Below are 18,755 nucleotides of genomic sequence, written 5' to 3'. Positions count from 1 at the left end.
CGCACATGGCCAATGTCGACGGCACCTATGATTGCACCGTCAAGTCGCCGCTGGGCGACCAGAACATGACGCTGACCGTGCGCAGCGACGGCGCGACCTTCACCGGCGACGTGTCCGGGGCGATGGGCGGGATGGACGTCCATGGCACGGTCGATGGCGACACCATCGCCTGGAAGCAGAGCATGACCGTGCCGATGCCGATGACGCTCGACTGCGAAGCCACGATCGAGGGCGACACCGTGACCGGTTCGGTCGGCGCGGGCGCGTTCGGCAGCTTCCCCCTGTCGGGCCGCCGCACCGGCTGATCGCCGCGCATCGCCGATCGGGAATGACCCGCCGCCCGGAACGGCCGGGCGGCGGGTTTTTTCATGGCAAGGGGGGATGCGGCCGCCCGCTTCCGTTCAGCCATAGGCCGAGGCGGTCAACCGGCCCGTCGCGCGCAGCAGCGCGGCTTGCGCCACCAGCATGTCGGCGCGCGCCGCGGCCACGGCGAGCTGGGCGGCGCGAAAGCTCTGGTCGGCGACCAGGATGTCGATGGTGGAGCGCAGGCCGAAGCCATATTCCGCCCGCACGCCGCGCAGCGCCAGGTCGGCGGCGGCGAGGCCTTCGACATTCGCATGCAATCGGGCCTGCGCCGCCGCCAGCGAGGCCCAGGCCGTGTCGGCGGCGCGCACCGCCTCGCGCCGGGCGGCTTCCGCCTGGAACCGCTCGGCCCGGTTGGTCGCCTGCGCCTGGCGGATGCGGGACGGCACGAGGCCGCCGGTCAGCAGCGGCACGCGCAGCGCCAGCCCGACCGACCCCGCCACCGGATAGCTGCGCCCGTCGCCGGGGCCGATCCGCATCCCCCGGCCATAGCCGCCCGCCAGGTCCAGCGCGGGCGCGCCGTCGGCGCGCGCCTGGTCGATCCGGGCGGCCGACGCCGCTTCCACCTGGCGCTGCTGGAGGAGGAGGGGATTGGCGGCCTCAGCGGCGCGACGCGCCGCGTCGCGATCGGTCGGCAGGGCGGCAGGGGGCGGAATTGTGGGCGACAGGCGGCCGGCCTCGCGCCCCACGACCGCGCGATAGGCGGCCTCGGCGGTAGCGAGCGCGCCTTCCGCATCGGCCAGATTGGCGACGACGCTGGCGCGCTGCGCCTCCAGCTGCGCGACGTCGGTGCGGGTCGCCTGGCCCAGGTCGAAGCGTGCGCGGGTCTCCGACACCTGGCGGTCGAGCCGGTCGATGCCGACGCGCGCGACGTCCACCGCCTGCTGGGCATAAAGCAGCTCGGCATAGGCGAGGACGACGGCCTGCAACACGGTCGCCACGGTGTCGCGCAGCCCCTCCAGGCCGGCGGCGACATCGCGCTCGGCGGCGCGGCGAGCCGAGCGGACGCGTCCGCCCGTCCAGATCGGCAGCGCCGCGTCGATCGTCGCCGCGCCCGCCGTCCCCTCGCCCAGCCGGTCATATCCGGTGGTCGCGCCGGTGGAGAGGGTGGGGCGGCCGAGCGCGCGCGCCTGTTCCGGGGTTTCGGCCAGCGCATCCTGTCGGGCGCGGGCGGCGGCGAGCTGCGGGTTGCCGGCATAGGCGGCGGCGACCGCCTCCCGCAACGTTTCCGCCGGGGCGGGGCTGGCGAGCAGCAGCGCCACGAGGGCGGCGACGGGGGAGGTGGCCGGGAGGGTGCGCCGCCTAGTCATGGCGCAGCGCCCAGGCGGGCGCGGCGCGGCTGGCGCGCAGCGACTGTCCCAGGACGGTCAGCACCGCGATCGCGGTCGCCAGCAGGCTGGCCCCGACGAAGAACAGCGGCGACAGCGCCACCCGGTCGTCGAACCCCGCCAGCCAGGTCCGCATCGCGACGAAGGCGAGCGGCCAGGCGATCAGGTTGGCGAGCAGCACCGGGCGCAGGAACTGCCCGACCAGCAGCTTCACGATATCCGGCCCCGACGCGCCGAGCGTCTTGCGGATGCCGATCTCCTTCACCCGCCGCTGGGTGTTGAACGAGGCGAGGCCCCACAGCCCGACACAGCCGATCAGCACCGCCAGCCCCGCGCCGATCGCGAACAGCCGGGTGGTCTGCTCGTCGGCCTGGTAGTAGCGCGCCAGCCGGTTGTCGGCGGTATCGCACTCGAACGGCACCTGCGGCACCATCCGTTGCCAGATCCCGCGGATTTGGGACAGCATCGCACGTGGATCGCCGGAGAAGCGGACGTTGGCGATCATGGGATAGTTTCTCGCGGGATCACTGGAATAATAATAATAGGTCGGGGCGATGGGGTTGCGCGGCGTGTCGAAGCGGAGGTTCTCGACGACTCCGATGATCGTACGCGGGCGGTCACCTCCCACGACTTTGTTGATCGCTGCGTCGGGCGAAGCGAAGCGCAATTGCTTCACGCCAAGCCGGTTTATGATGATGTTATGGTTGGTTGAAGCGTCCATCAACTGATGATCGTCTTCTCGACGAGCCGGGTCGAACATACGTCCTGCCACCAATCGTGCGCCATAGACCTGAAAGTAACCCGGACCCGTATCGACCCAGCGCAGATTCGGCCCATCCCCCGGCACGCCGGGGAGCGGAACGTTGTCGGCGTTCGTTGTACCGCTGCCACCTGGGCCATCGCCGCCCAGCGCGATCTTCTGCACGCCCGGCAGCGTGCGGATCGCCTCTACCATCGCGCGACGGAGGGCTGGGGGCACATTTCCGTCTGCGATCGAGCGGATGATGATGAGATTGTCGCGTTGATAGCCGAGATCGGCTTGCCGGACGTGGCGGGTCTGCACCAGCAATATGGCCGTCCCGATCATGAACGCGATCGCAAGCCCGAACTGGAACACGACCAGTGCCTCGCGCACGCGTGTCCCTGCGCGTCCGCCGCCGGGCGCCCGCGACGATGCCAGCACGGCGGCGGCGGGAAAGCGCGACAACATCAAGGCGGGGTAGAAGCCTGCAAGCACCCCGACCATGATTACCAGAGCTGCCAGCGAGGGTACGACCAACGCGTAGGGAATAGCCAGCGACAGGCCGCCTGCTGCATTGATCAGCGGTAGCCCCAATTCAGCGAGGATCAGCCCACCGAGTGCGGCGATGCCGACCGTCAGCATCGCCTCGCCGAGGAACTGCGTGACCAGCGCCTTGCGGTCTGCGCCCAAGACCTTTCGCATTGCGACTTCTCGGGCCCGCAGACCGGCGCGTGCGGTGGCGAGGTTCACGTAATTGACGATCGCGATCAGCAGCGTCAGCATGCCGACCAGCCCCAACGTCAACACCGTCAGCTTTCTGCTCGATAGGCCCCCCTTGGGCGAAGCGAAATGCTGCTCGGCCAGGGGTAGTAGCGCAATCGTCTCGGTCTTCGACGCGTTCGGCCCCGAATCCTTCAGTGCACGACGATCGACGAACGCCGACAGCTTCTGTCCATAGGTGCGCGCCGTGAAGGGGCTTTCGAAACGCAGATAGGTGCTCAGATGCGTGCTGCCCCAATGGTACCAACTATCCCGCTCAACGTTTTTGCGGAGCGGTAGCAGCAACGACACCTTGATGTCGCTGTTGTCGGGAATATCGCGGAATACGCCGCGGATGCGGTAGTTTCGAGGTTCCTCGTAAGAGGCGGTGATCGTCTGGCCGATGGGATCGCTGGTCCCGAAATATTTGCGCGCCAAGCTCTCGCTGATGATCGCGCCGGACGGATCGGCCAGCGCCCGTCGCCCGTCGCCGCTGACCATCGGCAAGTCGAACACGTCGAAGAACGACGGATCGACCTCGGCCACATCCTCCTTGGTGGCGACGCCGCGCCGCAGGACGCTGCCGGCGCCCTCCCCGCCCCAGATGCGCGTGCCGACCGTGCCGGGGAAATCCTCCCGCAATTGTTCCAGCAAGCCACCCATCGTCTGCGGTTCGCGCCCGTTGAACGGGCTGCCCGGCAGGTTCCAGACGGTCTGCACGACATAGACCTTGTCATGATCGGGCAGCCACCGCTCGAAGCTGGTCTCGAACCGGACATAGAGGCCGAGCACCAGGAACACGGCGATCCCGACCGCCAGCCCGCCGATATTGAGCGCGGCATAGAGTTTATGGCGGGAGAGCGAGCGATAGAGCGACAGCAGGGCGAAGCGGTTCATGCGATCACGTCCGTCAGAGGAAAGGAAAGGGCCCGGTCAGTCATGGCGAAGCGCCCAACCGGGCGCCGCGCGGCTGGCGCGCAGCGCCTGGACCAGGATGGTGGCGATCGCGATCAGCAGCGCGAGCGCGCTGGCGGCGAGGAAGTGCAGCGGCGACAGGGCGATCCGGTCCGAGAAACCAGCCAGCCAGAGCCGCAGGCCCGTGAAGGCCAGCGGCCAGGCGATCAGGTTGGCGACCAGGACCGGCCGCAGGAACTGCCCGACCAGCAGCCGCGCGATGTCGGTGGAGGATGCGCCCAGCACCTTTCGGATGCCGATCTCGTGCATTCGGCGCGCCGCGTTGAAGGCGGCTAAACCCCATAGCCCGATACAGGCGATCGCTACCGCCAGCAGCGCGGCCACCCCCAGCAGCCGCGCGGTGCGATCGTCGGCCGCATAGAAATTGGCCAGCCGCCTTGTGACGGGATCGGCAATCACCGGCACCTGTGGCGCGATCCGGCGCCAGGCGTCGCCGACCGCCGCCAGCACGGTTCGGGGATCGCCCTGGAAGCGGATCGTCGCGGTCGCACGCGGCGGAATGGCCGGAAAGTAATAATAAACGCTCGGCTGGCGCGGGCTGCGCGGCGAGAAGAAGCGCATTGGGTCGATCACGCCCACGATCGTACGCGGTTGGTTGCCGCCGATCGTCCGGCCCACCGCCGCCTGCGCCGAGCGGAAGCCGAGCGCCGTGGCGGCGGCCCGGTCGATCACGACGTTGAAACCGTCCTTGCCCTTCGTCCAGTCGGTCGCGTCGTCGCGGCGATGGGCATCGTCCAGCAAGCGCCCGGCGAGAAGGCGGGGGCCATAAACGCGGAAGAAGTCCGGCCCGACATTGAACCGCAGCATCGTCAGGCCCGGACCCGGGTGGCCGGGCATGGCGACGATGTCGATACCCGCGCCGCCTTCGCCGCCGCCGGCATCGTCGCCATTGCCTGGATTGCCGCCGCCCGCCGCGGCATCTGCGGTGGCGACGGCGACCACGCCGGGCAGCGCCCGGACGGCGGCGAGCAAGGCCTGGCGCTGTTGCGGGGCGAGATCGTCGGCGGCGAAGGATGGCACCGCGATCAGCCCGTCGCGACGGAAGCCGAGATCGACCTGACGCAGATGCCGGGTCTGTTCGAGCAGCACGATCGTGCCAGTGAGGAGCGCGATGGCGAGCCCGAACTGCACCACCACCAGCATCTCGCGCAGCCGGCCGCCGGCTTGGCCGCCGCCGGGTGACCGCGCGCTGGCCAGTACCGCCGCCGCCGGAAAGCGCGACAGTAGCATCGCGGGATAGAAGCCGGCGACCAGACCGATGCCGATCGCCAGCGCGACCAGCGCCGGCACCAGAACCGCATAGGGCATGGTGAGCGACAGGCCGGCATTGGCGTTGACGAAGGGCAGGGCCAGTTCGGCGAGGATCAGGCCGCCCAGCGTCGCCAGCGTACTGGCCAGCAGCGCTTCGCCCAGGAAGTGCGCGACCAGCGCGGCGCGGCTGGCGCCGACCACCTTGCGCATTGCGACCTCGCGGGCGCGCAGCCCGGCGCGGGCGGTGGCCAGGTTCACATAATTGACGATCGCGATCAGCAGCGTGAGCACGCCCACGATCGCCAGCGTCACCAGGGTCGCGACGCGGCTGGCGCTCTCCGCGCCGGGCGGTTGGAGGTGCAGGTCGGTCAGCGGTAGCAGCGGCAGGGACAAGATGGCGTTGGGGTCGGGACCCAGGCCCTGCGTGGCATGACGTTTGAGAAAGGCCGGCAGTCGCGCGGCGAAGCCATCGGCTGCGGCCCGGCTCGGAAAGCGGACGAAGGTCGTCACTCCGATCGCACCCCATCGATACCAGTCCCAGCGCATCGGCGGCGGCGTGCGCGGGATTGGCGTCAGGATCGCCGCGCGTAGGTCGCTATTGGCGGGCAGGTCCTCGAACACGCCAGCGACGCGGAACAGCTGCGGCCCGTCGAAGCCGATCGTCATGGTCTGGCCGATCGGGTCGGCGCTGCCGAAATATTTCCGGGCCGCCGACCGGCTGACCAGCGCCGCCGACGGATCGGCCAGCGCGCGCCGCCCGTCGCCCTTCACCATTGGCAGGTCGAAGACGTCGAACAAGGAGGGATCGACCTGTGCGACATTCTCGCGCTGCGCGACGCCATCGCGCATCACGCTGCCTGCCCCGGCACCGCCCCGGATGCGCGTACCGGTCAGCCTGGGAAAGTCCTGGCGCAACTGCTCCAGCATCCCGGCCATGCTGCCGGGATAGGCGCCGTTGAACGGGCTGCCGGGCAGGTGCAGTTCGGTCTGGATCAGGTAGATTTGGTCGTGATGCGGCAGCCAGCGCTCAAAGCTGGTCTCGAACCGGACATACAGGCCGAGCACCAGGAACACCGCCACGCCCACCGCCAGCCCGCCGATGTTGAGTACGGCGTAGAGCTTGTGCCGGGTCAGCGAGCGGTAAAGCGAGAGGAGGGCGTAGCGGTCAGTCATGCGGAATCCTCAGATCGCGCGCATGGCGTTGGCGACGATGCGGCCGTCGAGCATGTCGATGCGGCGCTTGGCCAGGTCGGCATGGCTGGGCGAGTGGGTGACCATCACGATGGTCGCGCCCTCGTCGTTCAGGCCGGTCAGGATGTTCATCACCTGCTCGCCATTGGCGGTGTCGAGATTGCCGGTCGGCTCGTCGGCCAGGATCAGCTTGGGATCGCCGACGATGGCGCGGGCGATGGCGGCGCGCTGCTGCTGCCCGCCCGACAATTGGTGGGGATAGTGCCGCGCGCGGTGGGCGATGCCCACCTTGTCCATCGCCGCCGCGACCCGCGCCCGACGCCCCCCGTTCTGGCCGCCGGCCTCCTTGCGATAGGCGAGGCCGAGCGCGACATTCTCCTCGATCGTCAGCTCGTCGATCAGGTTGAAGCTCTGGAACACGAAGCCGAGCGTCGCCCCCCGGAACTTGGCCAGTTCCGTCTCGTCCAGCGCCGCCAGGTCGCGGTCGCCGAACAGGTAGCGGCCGGCGGTCGGCCGATCGACCGTGCCCAGCGTGTTGAGCAGCGTCGACTTGCCGCAGCCCGACGGCCCCATGATGGCGACGAACTCGCCCGCCGCGACATGCAGGTCGATATCGTGGAGCGCGGTCGTCTCCACCGCGTCGGAAACATAGCGGCGCTGGATGCCTTGCAGACGGATCATAGGGAGCCCCTGTCTATCGGAGGTTGAGGATGTCGCCCTTCACGGACGCGGTGTTGGAGGTGACGATGCGGTCGCCGGGCTTCAGGCCGGCCAGGATCTCGACCTGCTCGGGGTTGCGCCGGCCGGTCTTCACCGGGCGGCGGCGGGCATGGCGGCCGTCGCCGTCGAGCACGAAGACGGCGGCGCCGCCGCCCGCCTCCAGCCAGCCGCCGACCGGGGCGACCAGCGCGGGCGCGGTGCTGCCCAGCGTGATGCGGATGTCGAGCGTCTGGCCGCGGTTGAGCCCGGCGGGGGCGGCGCGGTCGAAGGTCAGCTCGACGCGGAACCGGCCGTCCTTCACCGCCGGCAGCACCTTGGACACGGTCAGCGCCGCGCCGTCGCCGGTGCGCGCGCTCTGTCCGACCGCGACCCGGCCGAGATAATATTCATCGACATCGGCGGTCAGCTTCCACGATCCCTCGCTGTCGACCTGGCCGGCCGGGTCGCCGGGCTTCAGAGTCTGGCCGGGTTGGATGGTGAAGTTGGTCAGCCGGCCGCCGGACGGCGCGCGGATGACCAGCGCGTCCAGCCCCGCGCGCACCGCCGCCAGATTGTTCTCCAGCCGGCCGCGCGTGTCGTCGAGCCGGGCGCCTTGGGTCGCGGTGATCCGCGCCTCCGCCGCGCCGCCGGCCTGGAGCTGGGCAAGCCGCTTCTCCTGATAGGCGGCCTCCTCGGCGAAGCTCTTGATCCCGGCGTCGGAGACGAAGCCCTTGTCGTGGAGCTGCTGGCGGATGCCGAGTTCGCGCCGCGCCTTGATCAGGTCGTAATTGGCCTGGGCGATCTGGCCGGCGCGGTCGAGGCGGTTGCGCTCGATGCCCAGGTCCTCGCCCGCGACGCTGCCGAGCTGGCTGGCGATCTGCGCCTCCCGGGTCAGCACGTCGAGCTTGAGGCTGGGATTGGCGAGGGTGGCGAGCGGCTGGCCCTCCCGCACCATCGCGCCGTCCTGGACCAGCAATTTTTCGACCTGCCCGCCCGACAGCACGCCGACCAGGGTGGTGACGCGCGGCGCGACGGTGGCGCGGACCGGCAGGTAATCGGCGAACGGCGCCCGCTCGACCTGTCCGGTCTCGAGATCGGCGGCGGCGATGTCGGTCGAACCGGCGGCCGGCAGCAGCCGCCAGACCAGCAGCAGCGCCGCCGCCGCTGCCACCGCCAGCACCACCGCGCGGTGGCGCCACCAGGGCGTCCGTGGCCGCTCGATCCGGCGGTCCATCGCGGCACCGGGAGAAGTGGTTGCGTGTACGGGGTGTTCGGTCATCATGCGGACAGTGTCGCCCGGAACAGCCGAAAAGCCTAAGTCACCATGAAACAGCCATTTACCAGCGGAGCGCGAGCGAGCGACCGTCCGGCGGTGGACGCAGTGTCCGCAAATGGACGTCCGCAGGCCGCGTCAAGTGATCGCGCCATCCTGCTGATCGACGACAATCCCAGCGTCACCCAGGCGCTGGCGATCGCCTTCCGCATGGCCGGTCACGCGCTCGATACGGCGGCGGGGCCGGAGGAGGCGTTTTCGCGGCTGGCGTTGCGTCGCTATGATGCGATCCTGCTCGACATGAACTTCACCGCCGGCGAGGCGAGCGGCGAGGAGGGACTGGCCTGCCTCCGCCGGATCGTCGCCGAGGATGCCGGGGCCCGCGTCCTCGTCATCACCGCCCATAGCGGCATCCGCATCGCGGTCGCGGCGATGCAGGCGGGCGCGTGCGACTTCGTGATGAAGCCCTGGCGCAACGCCGAACTGATCGCCAAGGTCGAGGCCGCGATCGCCCGCGGCGCGGCCGCCGCGTCGATGCCGGCCGGGCCGGTTCCCCGCGCGCCGGCCGCGATCGCGGCGCCGCCGGTGCGGCTGCTCGGCGACAGCGCCGCGATGCAGGCGCTGCGCGACCTGGTCCGGCGGGTGGGGCCGACCGCGGCGGGCGTCACCGTCACCGGCCGGCCGGGCAGCGGCCGGATGCTGACCGCCCAGGCGATCCATGCCGCCTCGCCGCACGCGCAGGGCGAACCGACTCGGGTCGACCTGCGCGACCCGGCGGCCTGGGACCGGCTGGACCAGGCCCGGGGCACGCTGATCCTTCGCCATCCCGACCGGCTCGATGCGGTCGCGCAGGCGCGGCTGCTCGACCGCATCCCCGCGACGGCGCGCTGCATCGCGATCGCCGATGGGAGCGCCGCGCTGTCGCCCGCGCTGCGGCGGCGGCTGGCCACGGTGGAGGTGGCGGTGCCGCCGCTCGACGGGCGCGGCGACGATGCGCTGCTGCTCGCCCGCCATTTCGCGCGCGATGCGGCGGCGCGGTTCGGCCGACAGGAGGTGCGCTTGAGCATGGCGGCGGAGGCGCTGCTCGCCACCACGGTGTGGCCCGACGAAGTGCGCGGACTGGCGCTGGCGATCGAACGGGCGGTGCTGCTGTCGACCGATGGCCGGATCGATGCCGCCGCGCTCGCCCCGCCGAGCGTCGCGCTCGCGCCGACCGCCACCGCCACCGAAACCGGCTTCGACCTGAGCGACGCCGAACGCGCGATGATCGAGGCGGCGCTGCGCGAGCATCGTCACAATGTCACCCATGCCGCCACCGCGCTGGGGCTGAGCCGGGGCGCGCTCTATCGCCGCATGGCACGCTATGGGCTTTAGGCGCGGGTCACCCCGCGTGGCGGCGAGCCTGGGGCTGGTGGCGTGCGGCGTAGCGGGGGCGCTGGCCTGGCAGGGCGGCATGTGGGGCCTGCTGACCGGCGCGGCGATCACCGCGCTGTGGCTCACGGCGCTCGACCTCTGGACGGCGATCCGGCCCCGTGCCGCGCCGGCACCGGCCGCCACGGCGCGCGCGGAGGCCGATGCGCTGGCGCTGCGGCTGCTGCTCGACGCCGCGCCGACGCCGCTGGTCGGGATCGAGGGGAAGGCGGCGCGCACGCTCAACCGCGCCGCCCGCCGCCTGTTCGCGACCGATGATCGCATCCTGCCGCCGCCCGCCGCCCTGACCGATCCGGCCGCCACGCGGCTGCGTCACGAGGGACGCGGCTGGCGGGTCGACCGGGTGGCGGTGGCCGAGGGGCGGAGCGTCGCGGCGTTGATCGACATCGAACAGGAGGAACGCGCCGCCGAGGCGCGCGCGAGCGCGGACATGATCCAGGTGCTCGGCCATGAACTGCTCAACGGCCTCGCCCCGATCGTCTCGCTGGCGGAAAGTGGGGCGGCCGTGGTCGCGGGGGCGGGCGGAATCGATGCCGCCTTGCTGCACGAGATCCTCGGCACGCTGGCGCGCCGCGCCGAAGGGCTGCAGCGTTTTACCGAAGCCTATCGCGCCCTGGCGCGGCTGCCCGAACCCGCGCGGCGGATGGTTCGCCTGCGCGCGCTGGCGGACGATCTGGCGCGGCTGTTCGCCGGCCGCTGGCCGGATGCGTCGCTGACGGTCGCGGTGGCGCCGGCGCTGGACTGGCCGCTCGACCGCGACCAGATCGGCCAGGCGCTCTGGGCGCTCCTCCAGAACGCGGCGGAGGCGGCGGCCGGCGCGGCGCGGGTGGTGATCCGGATGCAGGCCGGCGCAATGGACCTCGCCATCGAGGTGCAGGACCATGGGCCGGGCGTCCCCCCAAGCGCCGCCGCGCGCATCTTCCGCCCCTTCCACACCAGCAAGCCGGAGGGGACGGGCATCGGCCTCAGCCTCGCGCGGCAGATCGCGCTGGCGCATGGCGGCGCGCTGACCTTGGAGCCGGGCCGGCCGACGCGGTTCCGCATGACCCTGCCATGGTCCGGATCGCATCCCGCGCGCGACGACCAGGCATCGGGATGCGCCCCGCGCTGAGCGGGCGGCGCCGCGCCCTCCAAGCCTGGCGGGGAGGGGGGCGAGGCACCAGTCGCTGTTTCGACCTTCGCGACATGCTGGTGTGGACACGCTGGTCGTGAAAGGACCGGGCCGCCGCCCCGCTGTTGCAGGCCGGCCGTTCATCCGGTGCGCCGCAGCCGAGCGGGGCAGGGGAATGAGCGACCGCCTTCGACCCATCGGGGTGATCAAGCCGATGCGGTGCAAGCAGCAAGGTGCCGCGGTGGAATGGCGATGGGACGACGTGGTCGCGGTATTCTGCGGTACGATGCGAGGTGTGGCTACTCGGCTTGCCGGCTACCTCGCGCCGTCCGTCGGCTGCACGACGACTTCGCCACCCTTCATGACGAAGGGGACGTGCTCGAGAACGCGCACGTCGGCAAGGGGGTCGCCATCGACCGCGATCAGATCGCCATAGCGGCCCACGGCGATCGCGCCGACGTCGCGGGTGCGGTCCAGGGCTTGCGCCGCACTGCTGGTGGCGGACTGGATGGCTTCGATCGGGGTCATGCCCCATTCGACCATCTTGGCGAACTGCAATGCGTTGTTGCCATTGGGATAGACGCCGCCATCGGTGCCGAACAGCATCTTCACGCCCGCCGCGTGTGCGGCGCGGAAGGTCTCGCGCTGCTTGCGGCCGATCTGGCGTTCTTTTTCCAGGCTCTCGGCGAAGACGCCGTTCCTGGCCCCTTCGGCGAGGATGTAGTCGTCATTGTAGATGTCCATGTCGAACCAGGCGCCATGCTCCTTCGCGAGCTTGAACGAGGTCTCGTCGGCGAGGCTGGCATGCTCGATCGTATCGACGCCGGCGCGCAGGCCGGTGTTGATGCCGTCCGCGCCGTGCGCATGGATGGCGACGCGCATGCCGAGCATGTGCGCCTCGTCCACGATCGCCTTGATCTCGTCATAGCTGAGCTGCTGTGCCCCGACCGAGTCGGTCTTCGACAGCACGCCGCCGGTCATGCACACCTTGATCACCTCCGCCCCATATTTGCGGACGGTGCGCACCGCGGCGCGGAAGCCATCGGGGGAGTTCGCGATCTGCGGGTGCGGCACGGTGACCGAGGGCGGGAATTCGGTCGCGTCGCAATGGCCGCCGGTGACGCCCAGCGCATAGGTCGCCGGCACGATCCGCGGCCCGGCTATCTCGCCGCGCTCGATCCCTTGCTTCAGTCCGACATCGGCATAGTCGGTCGATCCGACGTTGCGCACGGTGGTGAAGCCCGCATTCAGCGTCCTGCGCGCGTTGGCGACGCCGACGACCGTCCAGTAGCTGTCGGTGAACTCCAGCGTCCGGTAGCCACTGATCGTCGGGTCGCTGGTCAGATGGACGTGCATGTCGATGAGGCCGGGCAGCACCGTGCGGTTGCCCAGATCGATCCGTTCCGCCCCCGCCGGCACGGCATCGCCGCGACGGCCGACCGCAGTGATGCGCCCGTCGACGATCGTCACCTGCGGATCGTCGACCCGCTTGCCCGACAGCACGTCGATCATGTGCGCCGCGGTGACGACGACGGTTTTCGCTTCTGCCGGTGCGGCCACCAGGGCGATCGCCAGCGACAGGGAGGACAGCATACGCATGAACGGTCTTTCGGAAGAGGTCAGAAGCGGGCGCCGGCGCGGACGCCGATCGTTCGCGGCGTGTTCGTCACGATATAGGGGCGTTGGTAACAGCTGCCGCATTCCTGGAAGCGCGACAATTGCGCCCGTTCGTCGAACGCATTCTGGAGATAGAGTTCGAACGTGTACCGGCTGAAGTCGGCGCCGATCGCGAAATTGGCGGTCGTGAAGGCGGCCAGCCGTCCCTGCAGCGCGGCCGGACTGACGATATCGCCCGTGCCCGTCTCGACCACGGCGGTGCGAAGGTCGGACGAGGCCGAACTCTGATGCGTCACCAGCGCCTGGAGATAGGCCTTCGCGGTGCCGACCGGCACCGAATACCGCGCATTGCCGCTGACCTTGAACCGCGGCGTGATCGGCAGGCGGGTGCCCACCGGCGCGGCGACGAAATTGCCGGCGCCGTTGCAGGTGAAGCTGGGATCGTCGATCGCGCAGAGGTTCCGCCGGATCTTGGCATCGGTGTACGACCCCGCCGCCGTTAGGGCGAGCGCGCCGAGAGTGAGGCTGATGTCGCTTTCCACGCCGCGGATCCGGGCGTCGGGACCATTGTGGATCTCGGTGAAGCTGTTCGCCCCCAGGAACGAGAATTGGAAGGCGTCCCAATTCTGCTGGTAGAGCGCGCCGTTCCAGCGCAGCCGGCCGTCGAACAGCGTCGTTTTCCAGCCCGCTTCGTAGTTGACGAGAAAATCGGGCGCATAGGGCGCGACGGTCGCACGGCGGTTGATGCCACCGGGGCGGAACCCCTTCGACCAGGTGCCGTAGAACAGCAGGCGGTCGGTCGGTTTCCAGGTCAGGTTGAAGCGATAGGTCGCGCCCTGACCGTCGACGCTGCGCGGCGACAAGGTGCCGCTGGCATATTGGGCCAGGTTGGTGCACGGGCTGCCGCCAACCGCGGCCGGCAACAGGGTGCCGCCGGGATTGTCGCGCAGGAGCGCGCCCGTCGTCGTGTAACAGCCGGCGACGCCGGTGCGGGAACTGCCCGCCGCATTATAGGGTGGTCCGTTCGGATCGCGGCCGAAGCCGAAAAAGCCGATCAGCGAATTGTCGAAGATATAGGCGCGGCCGCCGACGGTCGCGGTGAGCGTCGGCAGCAGATCGTAGCTGGCCTCGCCGAACACCGCATAGTCCTTGTCGACACGATATTGTTCGGTCAGCCAAAGGGTGCCGGGGCGGCCGTTGACGGACAGGGAGTCGGCGAGGCCCGCGACCTGATAGTCCTGGCCGATCCGGTTGCTCTGCCGCTGGTAGAAGGCGCCGGCGACCAGGCGGAAGCGCTCGTCCTGCGGCGACGCGACGCGCAGTTCCTGGCTCATCTTCTTGAAATGGTCGGTGCCGATGATGCGCTGGCGCGAGTCGATCTGCTGGCCGGCATTGTTCTGGAAATAGAAATAACCGGCGATGCCGCCCACCGAGGCGTAAAGCGAGTCATAGGCTTCGGCATAGTCGGTATAGTCGGATGACTGCGTATCGCGCCGGTCGAAATAGGCGCCGGCATAGGTTACGTCCCAATTGCCGAGCTTGCCCTCGATCGTCAGCGCCGCCTGCACGAAACGGTCGCGCCGATATTCGGGGAAGAAATGCTGGACCTCGAGGTCGCCGACCCTCGGGTCGTAACCGAAGCTGCCGTGGTTGCGCTGTTCCTGGTAGAGTACGGTCGGTGTGACGGTCCAGCTGTCGTCCAGGTCGATCTTCAAGGCGGCGCGACCGCCCCAGATGTCGGCGTCGTTATAGTTCTTCTCGACGAACGGCGCATTGTCGACGGTGATGCCGCCGGTGAAGGTCCGGGTGCCGGGGACGTTGTCGATATAGCCGGCGTCGTGCTGGTAGAAACCGACGACGCGCAGGGCTGCCATCGACGACAGGGGGATGTTGAGCATCCCTTCCAGCCGGCCACCCTGGCCCCCCGATTTCACCGTATTCGCCTCGCCGTCGATCCGGCCGTAGAATTCCTTCGTGTCCGGTTTGTTGGTGATGATGCGGATCGTACCGGCTTCGGACGACGCGCCGTACAGCGTCCCTTGTGGGCCGGCGAGGCTTTCGATGCGGGCGACGTCATAGATATGGATGTCGGGGGTGCCGCCGATCGTCGTGACCGGCTGTTCGTCGAGATACACGCCGACGGAGGGAAGCGAGCCCGAATGGTTGCCGTCGCCGCCACTTGCGACGCCCCGCATATAGACGGTGGTCACGCCCGGCTGCGAACTCTGGAACGCGACAGAGGGCAGCAATTGCGAGTAATCGGCGAAGCTGGTGACATTGAGCTGATCGAGCCGGCGCGTGCCGATGGCTTGGATGCTGATCGGCACGCTCTGGATATTCTCGTCGCGCTTCTGTGCGGTGACGATGATATCGTCCTGCATGGGCTCGGCCGGAGCGGCGGCGGTGGCGTCGCCGGCTGGATCCGGCGTCGTCTGTGCGATCGCCGGAACGGCGGTCAGCGCCGACGAGACACACAATGCCGTAAGCAGTGGGCGATGACGGTTCGGCAGCATGAAATCCCCCCAGACCAGCACGATGTTGCGAAAGGGTAACTATGCGCTCCGGACCGTCAATATGACGCCCATGAGGCCGGTCGTTTCGCAGGTGCAGCGTGATAGTTTTACCACGCCTTTCCAGTGCGATCAGTCGAACGCGGGTACCATCGGATAGGCGCTCAGCACGTCGCCCAGGCTGGCGCGGAGCGGGCCGAGCCACGGGTCGAACGGTTTCCAGGCCTCCGTGCCGTCCCGGTAGATGGGCCGCCGGACCTGTTCGGAACTGGCGGTCCGCACCGCTCGCCGCGTCTCGTGAAAGGCGAGGCATGCCGGGTCCCAGTCCAGCCCGCAGGCGGCGAGCAGGCGGCGCACCTCGACCTCGGTGTCGTCCACCATCCGCTCGTAGAAGACGCGATGCACCCGCCCCGGCGCGACCCGGTCGATATGAGCCATCAGCCGTACATAATCACGATAGTAGCGGCCCATGTCGGCAAGATCGTAGCTGAAGGTCTGGCCGCGGGCGAAATGCTGTTTGTAGTTGGAGAAGCAGCAGCCAAGCGGGTGGCGACGCGCATCGATCACGCGCGCGTTGGGCAGCATCAGCAGGATGAGCGGCAGGTGCGCCCAGTTGTTGGGCAGCTTGTCGATGAAGAAGGGACGGTCCGTCCGGCGCTGCACCGCAGCACGCCGAAGATAGTCGTCGCCCATCGCGCGCAGCCGGGGCCCGTCCAGTGCGACGAGCCCGCGCGGATAGTCGGCAACGCTCCGGGCGAGGGCGGGCACGTCGGGCAATTCGGACGTGCCCTCCACCAAGGGGTGGCTGGACAGGATCTGCTCGATCAGGGTCGATCCCGCCCTCGGCATGCCCAGGATGAAGATCGGATCGGGCGCGAGCGACCCCTGACCGGCGCGCACGGCGATCAGGTCCGTATCCAGGGTCGCGATGCTGTCGTCGACGAAGCGGCGGGTTTCGTCGGCGTCGTAGACGATGCGCGTCCGCCGCAGCCGATTGCCGGCGGCATAATGCGCGAAGGCGTCCGCCGCCCGACGGCGATCCTCGAACGCCTTGCCAAGCGCGAAATCGAGGTGGAAGCGATCCTCCACGCTGACATCGTCGCGCGCCTGCGCATCGGTCATCGCGGCGATGTCGGCGTCGTCGAACGCGACGGTCTTAAGGTTGGCGAGGCTCCACCAGGCTTCGCCCAGCCATGGCGTGATCGCCACGGCGCGGCGATAGGCCGCGATGCCCTCCGCCTGCCGTCCGACCGTCTTGAGCATATGACCATAGCTCATCCAGACGCGGGGCTGCTCCGGCGCATCGCGCAGCACGGTCTCGTACAGCACGATCGCCTCCTCGAACCCGCCGATCCGCCCGAGAGCCGCCGCCTTCAGATTGGCGTGGCCGACATGGTCGGGTTCCTCTTCGAGCAGCCGATCGAGCTCGGCGATCGCCTCCATCGGCCGATTGAGGCGGTACAGGACGATGGCGAGGTTGGCGCGGGCCGCGTGGAAGGCCGGTGACAATTCAAGCGCGCGCCGCAGCAGCGTCTCGGCATCCTTGTAGCGCCCGATCCTTCCGGCGAGTTCGGCCAGCATGCGGATCGCGCGGGCGTCGAACGGATCTGCCTTCAGATGCTGGCGCAGCAGCGGCTCCGCCTCCCCCAGCCGGTTGTCGTGCAGCGCCAGCGCGGCATCGACGAGGCGGGGATGCCACCGGGAATGCGAAGGCGATGGCGAGGGCCGGGTCATCGTCCGTAGAAACCACCAAGCGACCGCGTGATCAAGATCGGCCAGCCGGCGGACCGGCCAGGCCCGCGTCGAGGCGGATGATCCGCCCTCCATCATGGCCGGGATCGACCGGAGACGCCACGCGGATGGCAGCCCTTATCGGCTGAGCGATCATGGCGCTCGCTTAGCGAAGCGGGCCGGCTCTTTCCGCTCCATGGGTGCCCCCGGCACCCCCGCGTCCCGCCCATCGCCGCCCGCCCCCCGCGGCAGAGCGAGCGCATGCACGCCCGACCTCCGCCGAGCCGTCGTCGCCCTTCTTGCGGCCTGCAATGGCGGCAAGCCGGGTCGCGTCATCGAACGGGCGGCGTTTCAGGCCGCCTTGGTCGATGCCAAGGCCTCACCTCCGGTCCCGAGCACGATCGGCAGCGATGTCGATGGTTTGCACGGCAAGACACATGCTATGCTCGATCGGGAACTGGCGCTCATGAGCAAGGCGGGGGCGATCGATGCCGGTCGCGGGAACATCCGCGTCGTCGATCTCGCCGACGACGAGCCACGGGCTGAGGCCGCAGAATGCGACCCGTCATGACCGGCCGGATATGGTCGACAGAACTGCGGATTATGGTTGTACAGGCCGTATCGACGATGCGGCTCCTACCCTGCGAGATCGCGGAGGGTCTGGGTCAGAGGACGAGGCATCGCCGCCGACCTCTTGCTCCCAGCATCTGCCTGATGGCTTTTTCGTTAGATTGGCGGGCTTTGAGTGCGTGAAGCGCATCGGCATATGCGGATCACGGTGACCGTTGATGATTGCAAGTTCGGCAGAGGGTAGGCCCATCTTCGCTAATCTGCTGATGACTTGATGCTTCAAGTCATGAAAGTGCAGGTCGGGCATACCAGCGCGTTATCGGGCTCTGTTCCAGGCCAATCGTAAAGTCATGGCGGTTAGAGGAAACACACGACCGTCCGTCACTGGTGAGCCCTCTAAAACGATACAGCATCATCTGTCACGGGGGCCGTTCGTGGGTGACCCGTCTCGGTTCGCGGGATGTGCGCTAAGCGCTGTTAAGATCGATATGGGGCCATGTTAGGTCTAGCACTTTACCACGGCTTGAGCCCGTCTGTAGGGCGAACAGAAAGCCGGCCTAACGCTTGCGTTCCGCGTCGCCTTCGAGGCCGATTCAAGCCGCTGAAACGCACCCGGCTTTAAGCGTCTGTCCCTGGGGTTGCGCACCGGTAAGCGCCTGACCTGGGCGATGACATTGTTCGGCATCGAGACGCCCCAATCCCGTCGCGCTACCTCGATAATGGTGTGCAGAAGCCCCACCCCACGGGCGATGGTCCCCGGCCTTTGACGTGCTCCCCAAAGCTCTACCAGTCATAACTGGAGTCCGGGGTTGGTATGGTGCCCCTCGGGGCGGTGTTGCACAACCCGCCTGGCAGCATCGGCGGGCGTGAGCCCGCCAACACCGCTATGCGGGCGCACATGGTTGTAGTCGTCGCGCCAGAGCCGCAGCACCGAGCGGGCATGACTGAGCGACACGAACAGCGTCTCGTTAAGGCACTCGTCGCGCAGACGGCCGTTGAAGCTCTCGACGTAGCCGTTCTGCTGCGGCTTGCCGGGCGCGATGTAGTGCCACTCGACGGGTCGTTCCTGCGTCCATCTCAGGATCGCCAGACTGGTCAGCTCGGTGCCGTAGCACATTGGGAAGCGCTGGAACGGGAGCCGCTATGGCCCTGATGAAGACAAGGCCGCGAAGCGGCCGCAGGCTTCATCAGGGCAAGCCATGGC

General features: G+C 68.9%; 12 protein-coding genes and 1 pseudogene. 4 read left to right on the top strand and 9 right to left on the bottom strand.

Going from position 1 to position 18,755, the window contains the following annotated elements; all coding sequences use genetic code 11:
• Positions 1-5 precede the first annotated feature (5 nt).
• Positions 6-305 (top strand): hypothetical protein, encoded by a 300-nt coding sequence (locus GGQ96_RS16995; protein WP_184116633.1) that lies wholly within the window; start codon positions 6-8, stop codon positions 303-305.
• A gap of 96 nt (positions 306-401) precedes the next feature.
• On the opposite strand, the gene GGQ96_RS16990 is transcribed toward GGQ96_RS16995, so the two are convergent.
• Genes GGQ96_RS16990 through GGQ96_RS16970 form a run of 5 tightly spaced genes read right to left on the bottom strand, consistent with a single transcriptional unit; the run spans position 402 to position 8,542 of the window.
• Positions 402-1,673 (bottom strand): TolC family outer membrane protein, encoded by a 1,272-nt coding sequence (locus GGQ96_RS16990; RefSeq protein WP_184116632.1) that lies wholly within the window; start codon positions 1,671-1,673, stop codon positions 402-404.
• The gene (locus GGQ96_RS16985) at positions 1,666-4,089 is read right to left on the bottom strand and encodes an ABC transporter permease (RefSeq protein WP_184116631.1); all 2,424 of its coding nucleotides are present in this window, start codon (positions 4,087-4,089) and stop codon (positions 1,666-1,668) included. Before GGQ96_RS16985 ends, GGQ96_RS16990 begins: the two co-directional genes overlap by 8 nt.
• 36 nt (positions 4,090-4,125) lie before the next feature.
• Positions 4,126-6,591 (bottom strand): ABC transporter permease, encoded by a 2,466-nt coding sequence (locus tag GGQ96_RS16980; protein ID WP_184116630.1) that lies wholly within the window; start codon positions 6,589-6,591, stop codon positions 4,126-4,128.
• A 9-nt stretch (positions 6,592-6,600) separates the two neighbouring features.
• Positions 6,601-7,290: an ABC transporter ATP-binding protein gene (locus GGQ96_RS16975; RefSeq protein WP_184116629.1), complete on the bottom strand. Its 690-nt coding sequence runs from the start codon at positions 7,288-7,290 to the stop codon at positions 6,601-6,603.
• A gap of 13 nt (positions 7,291-7,303) precedes the next feature.
• A complete protein-coding gene (locus tag GGQ96_RS16970) occupies positions 7,304-8,542 on the bottom strand; it encodes an efflux RND transporter periplasmic adaptor subunit (protein WP_184116628.1) in 1,239 nt (412 codons plus the stop codon).
• Positions 8,543-8,632: 90 nt separating this feature from the next.
• Between GGQ96_RS16970 and GGQ96_RS16965 the strand changes: the two genes are divergently transcribed.
• Positions 8,633-9,955 carry a sigma-54-dependent transcriptional regulator gene (locus GGQ96_RS16965; RefSeq protein WP_184116627.1) on the top strand — a complete coding sequence of 441 codons (1,323 nt, stop codon included), beginning with the start codon at positions 8,633-8,635 and terminating at the stop codon, positions 9,953-9,955.
• A 16-nt stretch (positions 9,956-9,971) separates the two neighbouring features.
• Positions 9,972-11,123: a sensor histidine kinase gene (locus tag GGQ96_RS16960; RefSeq protein WP_343059098.1), complete on the top strand. Its 1,152-nt coding sequence runs from the start codon at positions 9,972-9,974 to the stop codon at positions 11,121-11,123.
• Between the two features lie 315 nt (positions 11,124-11,438).
• Here GGQ96_RS16960 and GGQ96_RS16955 read toward each other — a convergent pair whose 3' ends face one another.
• The 3 genes from GGQ96_RS16955 to GGQ96_RS16945 form a co-directional block, all read right to left on the bottom strand.
• Positions 11,439-12,722: a Xaa-Pro dipeptidase gene (locus GGQ96_RS16955; RefSeq protein WP_184116625.1), complete on the bottom strand. Its 1,284-nt coding sequence runs from the start codon at positions 12,720-12,722 to the stop codon at positions 11,439-11,441.
• A gap of 20 nt (positions 12,723-12,742) precedes the next feature.
• Positions 12,743-15,253 (bottom strand): TonB-dependent receptor, encoded by a 2,511-nt coding sequence (locus GGQ96_RS16950; protein ID WP_184116624.1) that lies wholly within the window; start codon positions 15,251-15,253, stop codon positions 12,743-12,745.
• A gap of 129 nt (positions 15,254-15,382) precedes the next feature.
• Entirely contained in the window at positions 15,383-16,984 is a 1,602-nt protein-coding gene (locus GGQ96_RS16945; RefSeq protein WP_184116623.1) for a tetratricopeptide repeat-containing sulfotransferase family protein, read from the bottom strand.
• A gap of 94 nt (positions 16,985-17,078) precedes the next feature.
• On the opposite strand from GGQ96_RS16945, the gene GGQ96_RS16940 reads away from it, so the two are divergent.
• Positions 17,079-17,552: a hypothetical protein gene (locus GGQ96_RS16940; RefSeq protein WP_184116622.1), complete on the top strand. Its 474-nt coding sequence runs from the start codon at positions 17,079-17,081 to the stop codon at positions 17,550-17,552.
• 789 nt (positions 17,553-18,341) lie between these two features.
• On the opposite strand, the pseudogene GGQ96_RS16935 reads toward GGQ96_RS16940, so the two are convergent.
• Positions 18,342-18,659 (bottom strand): annotated as a pseudogene (locus GGQ96_RS16935) (integrase core domain-containing protein); the annotation flags it as partial.
• Positions 18,660-18,755 lie beyond the last annotated feature (96 nt).

It is taken from the genome of Sphingomonas abaci, from assembly GCF_014199625.1.
GTDB lineage: Bacteria > Pseudomonadota > Alphaproteobacteria > Sphingomonadales > Sphingomonadaceae > Sphingomonas > Sphingomonas abaci.
The sequence above is the reverse complement of the archived record's forward strand: the minus strand, read 5'-3'. Positions and strand labels throughout refer to the sequence as shown.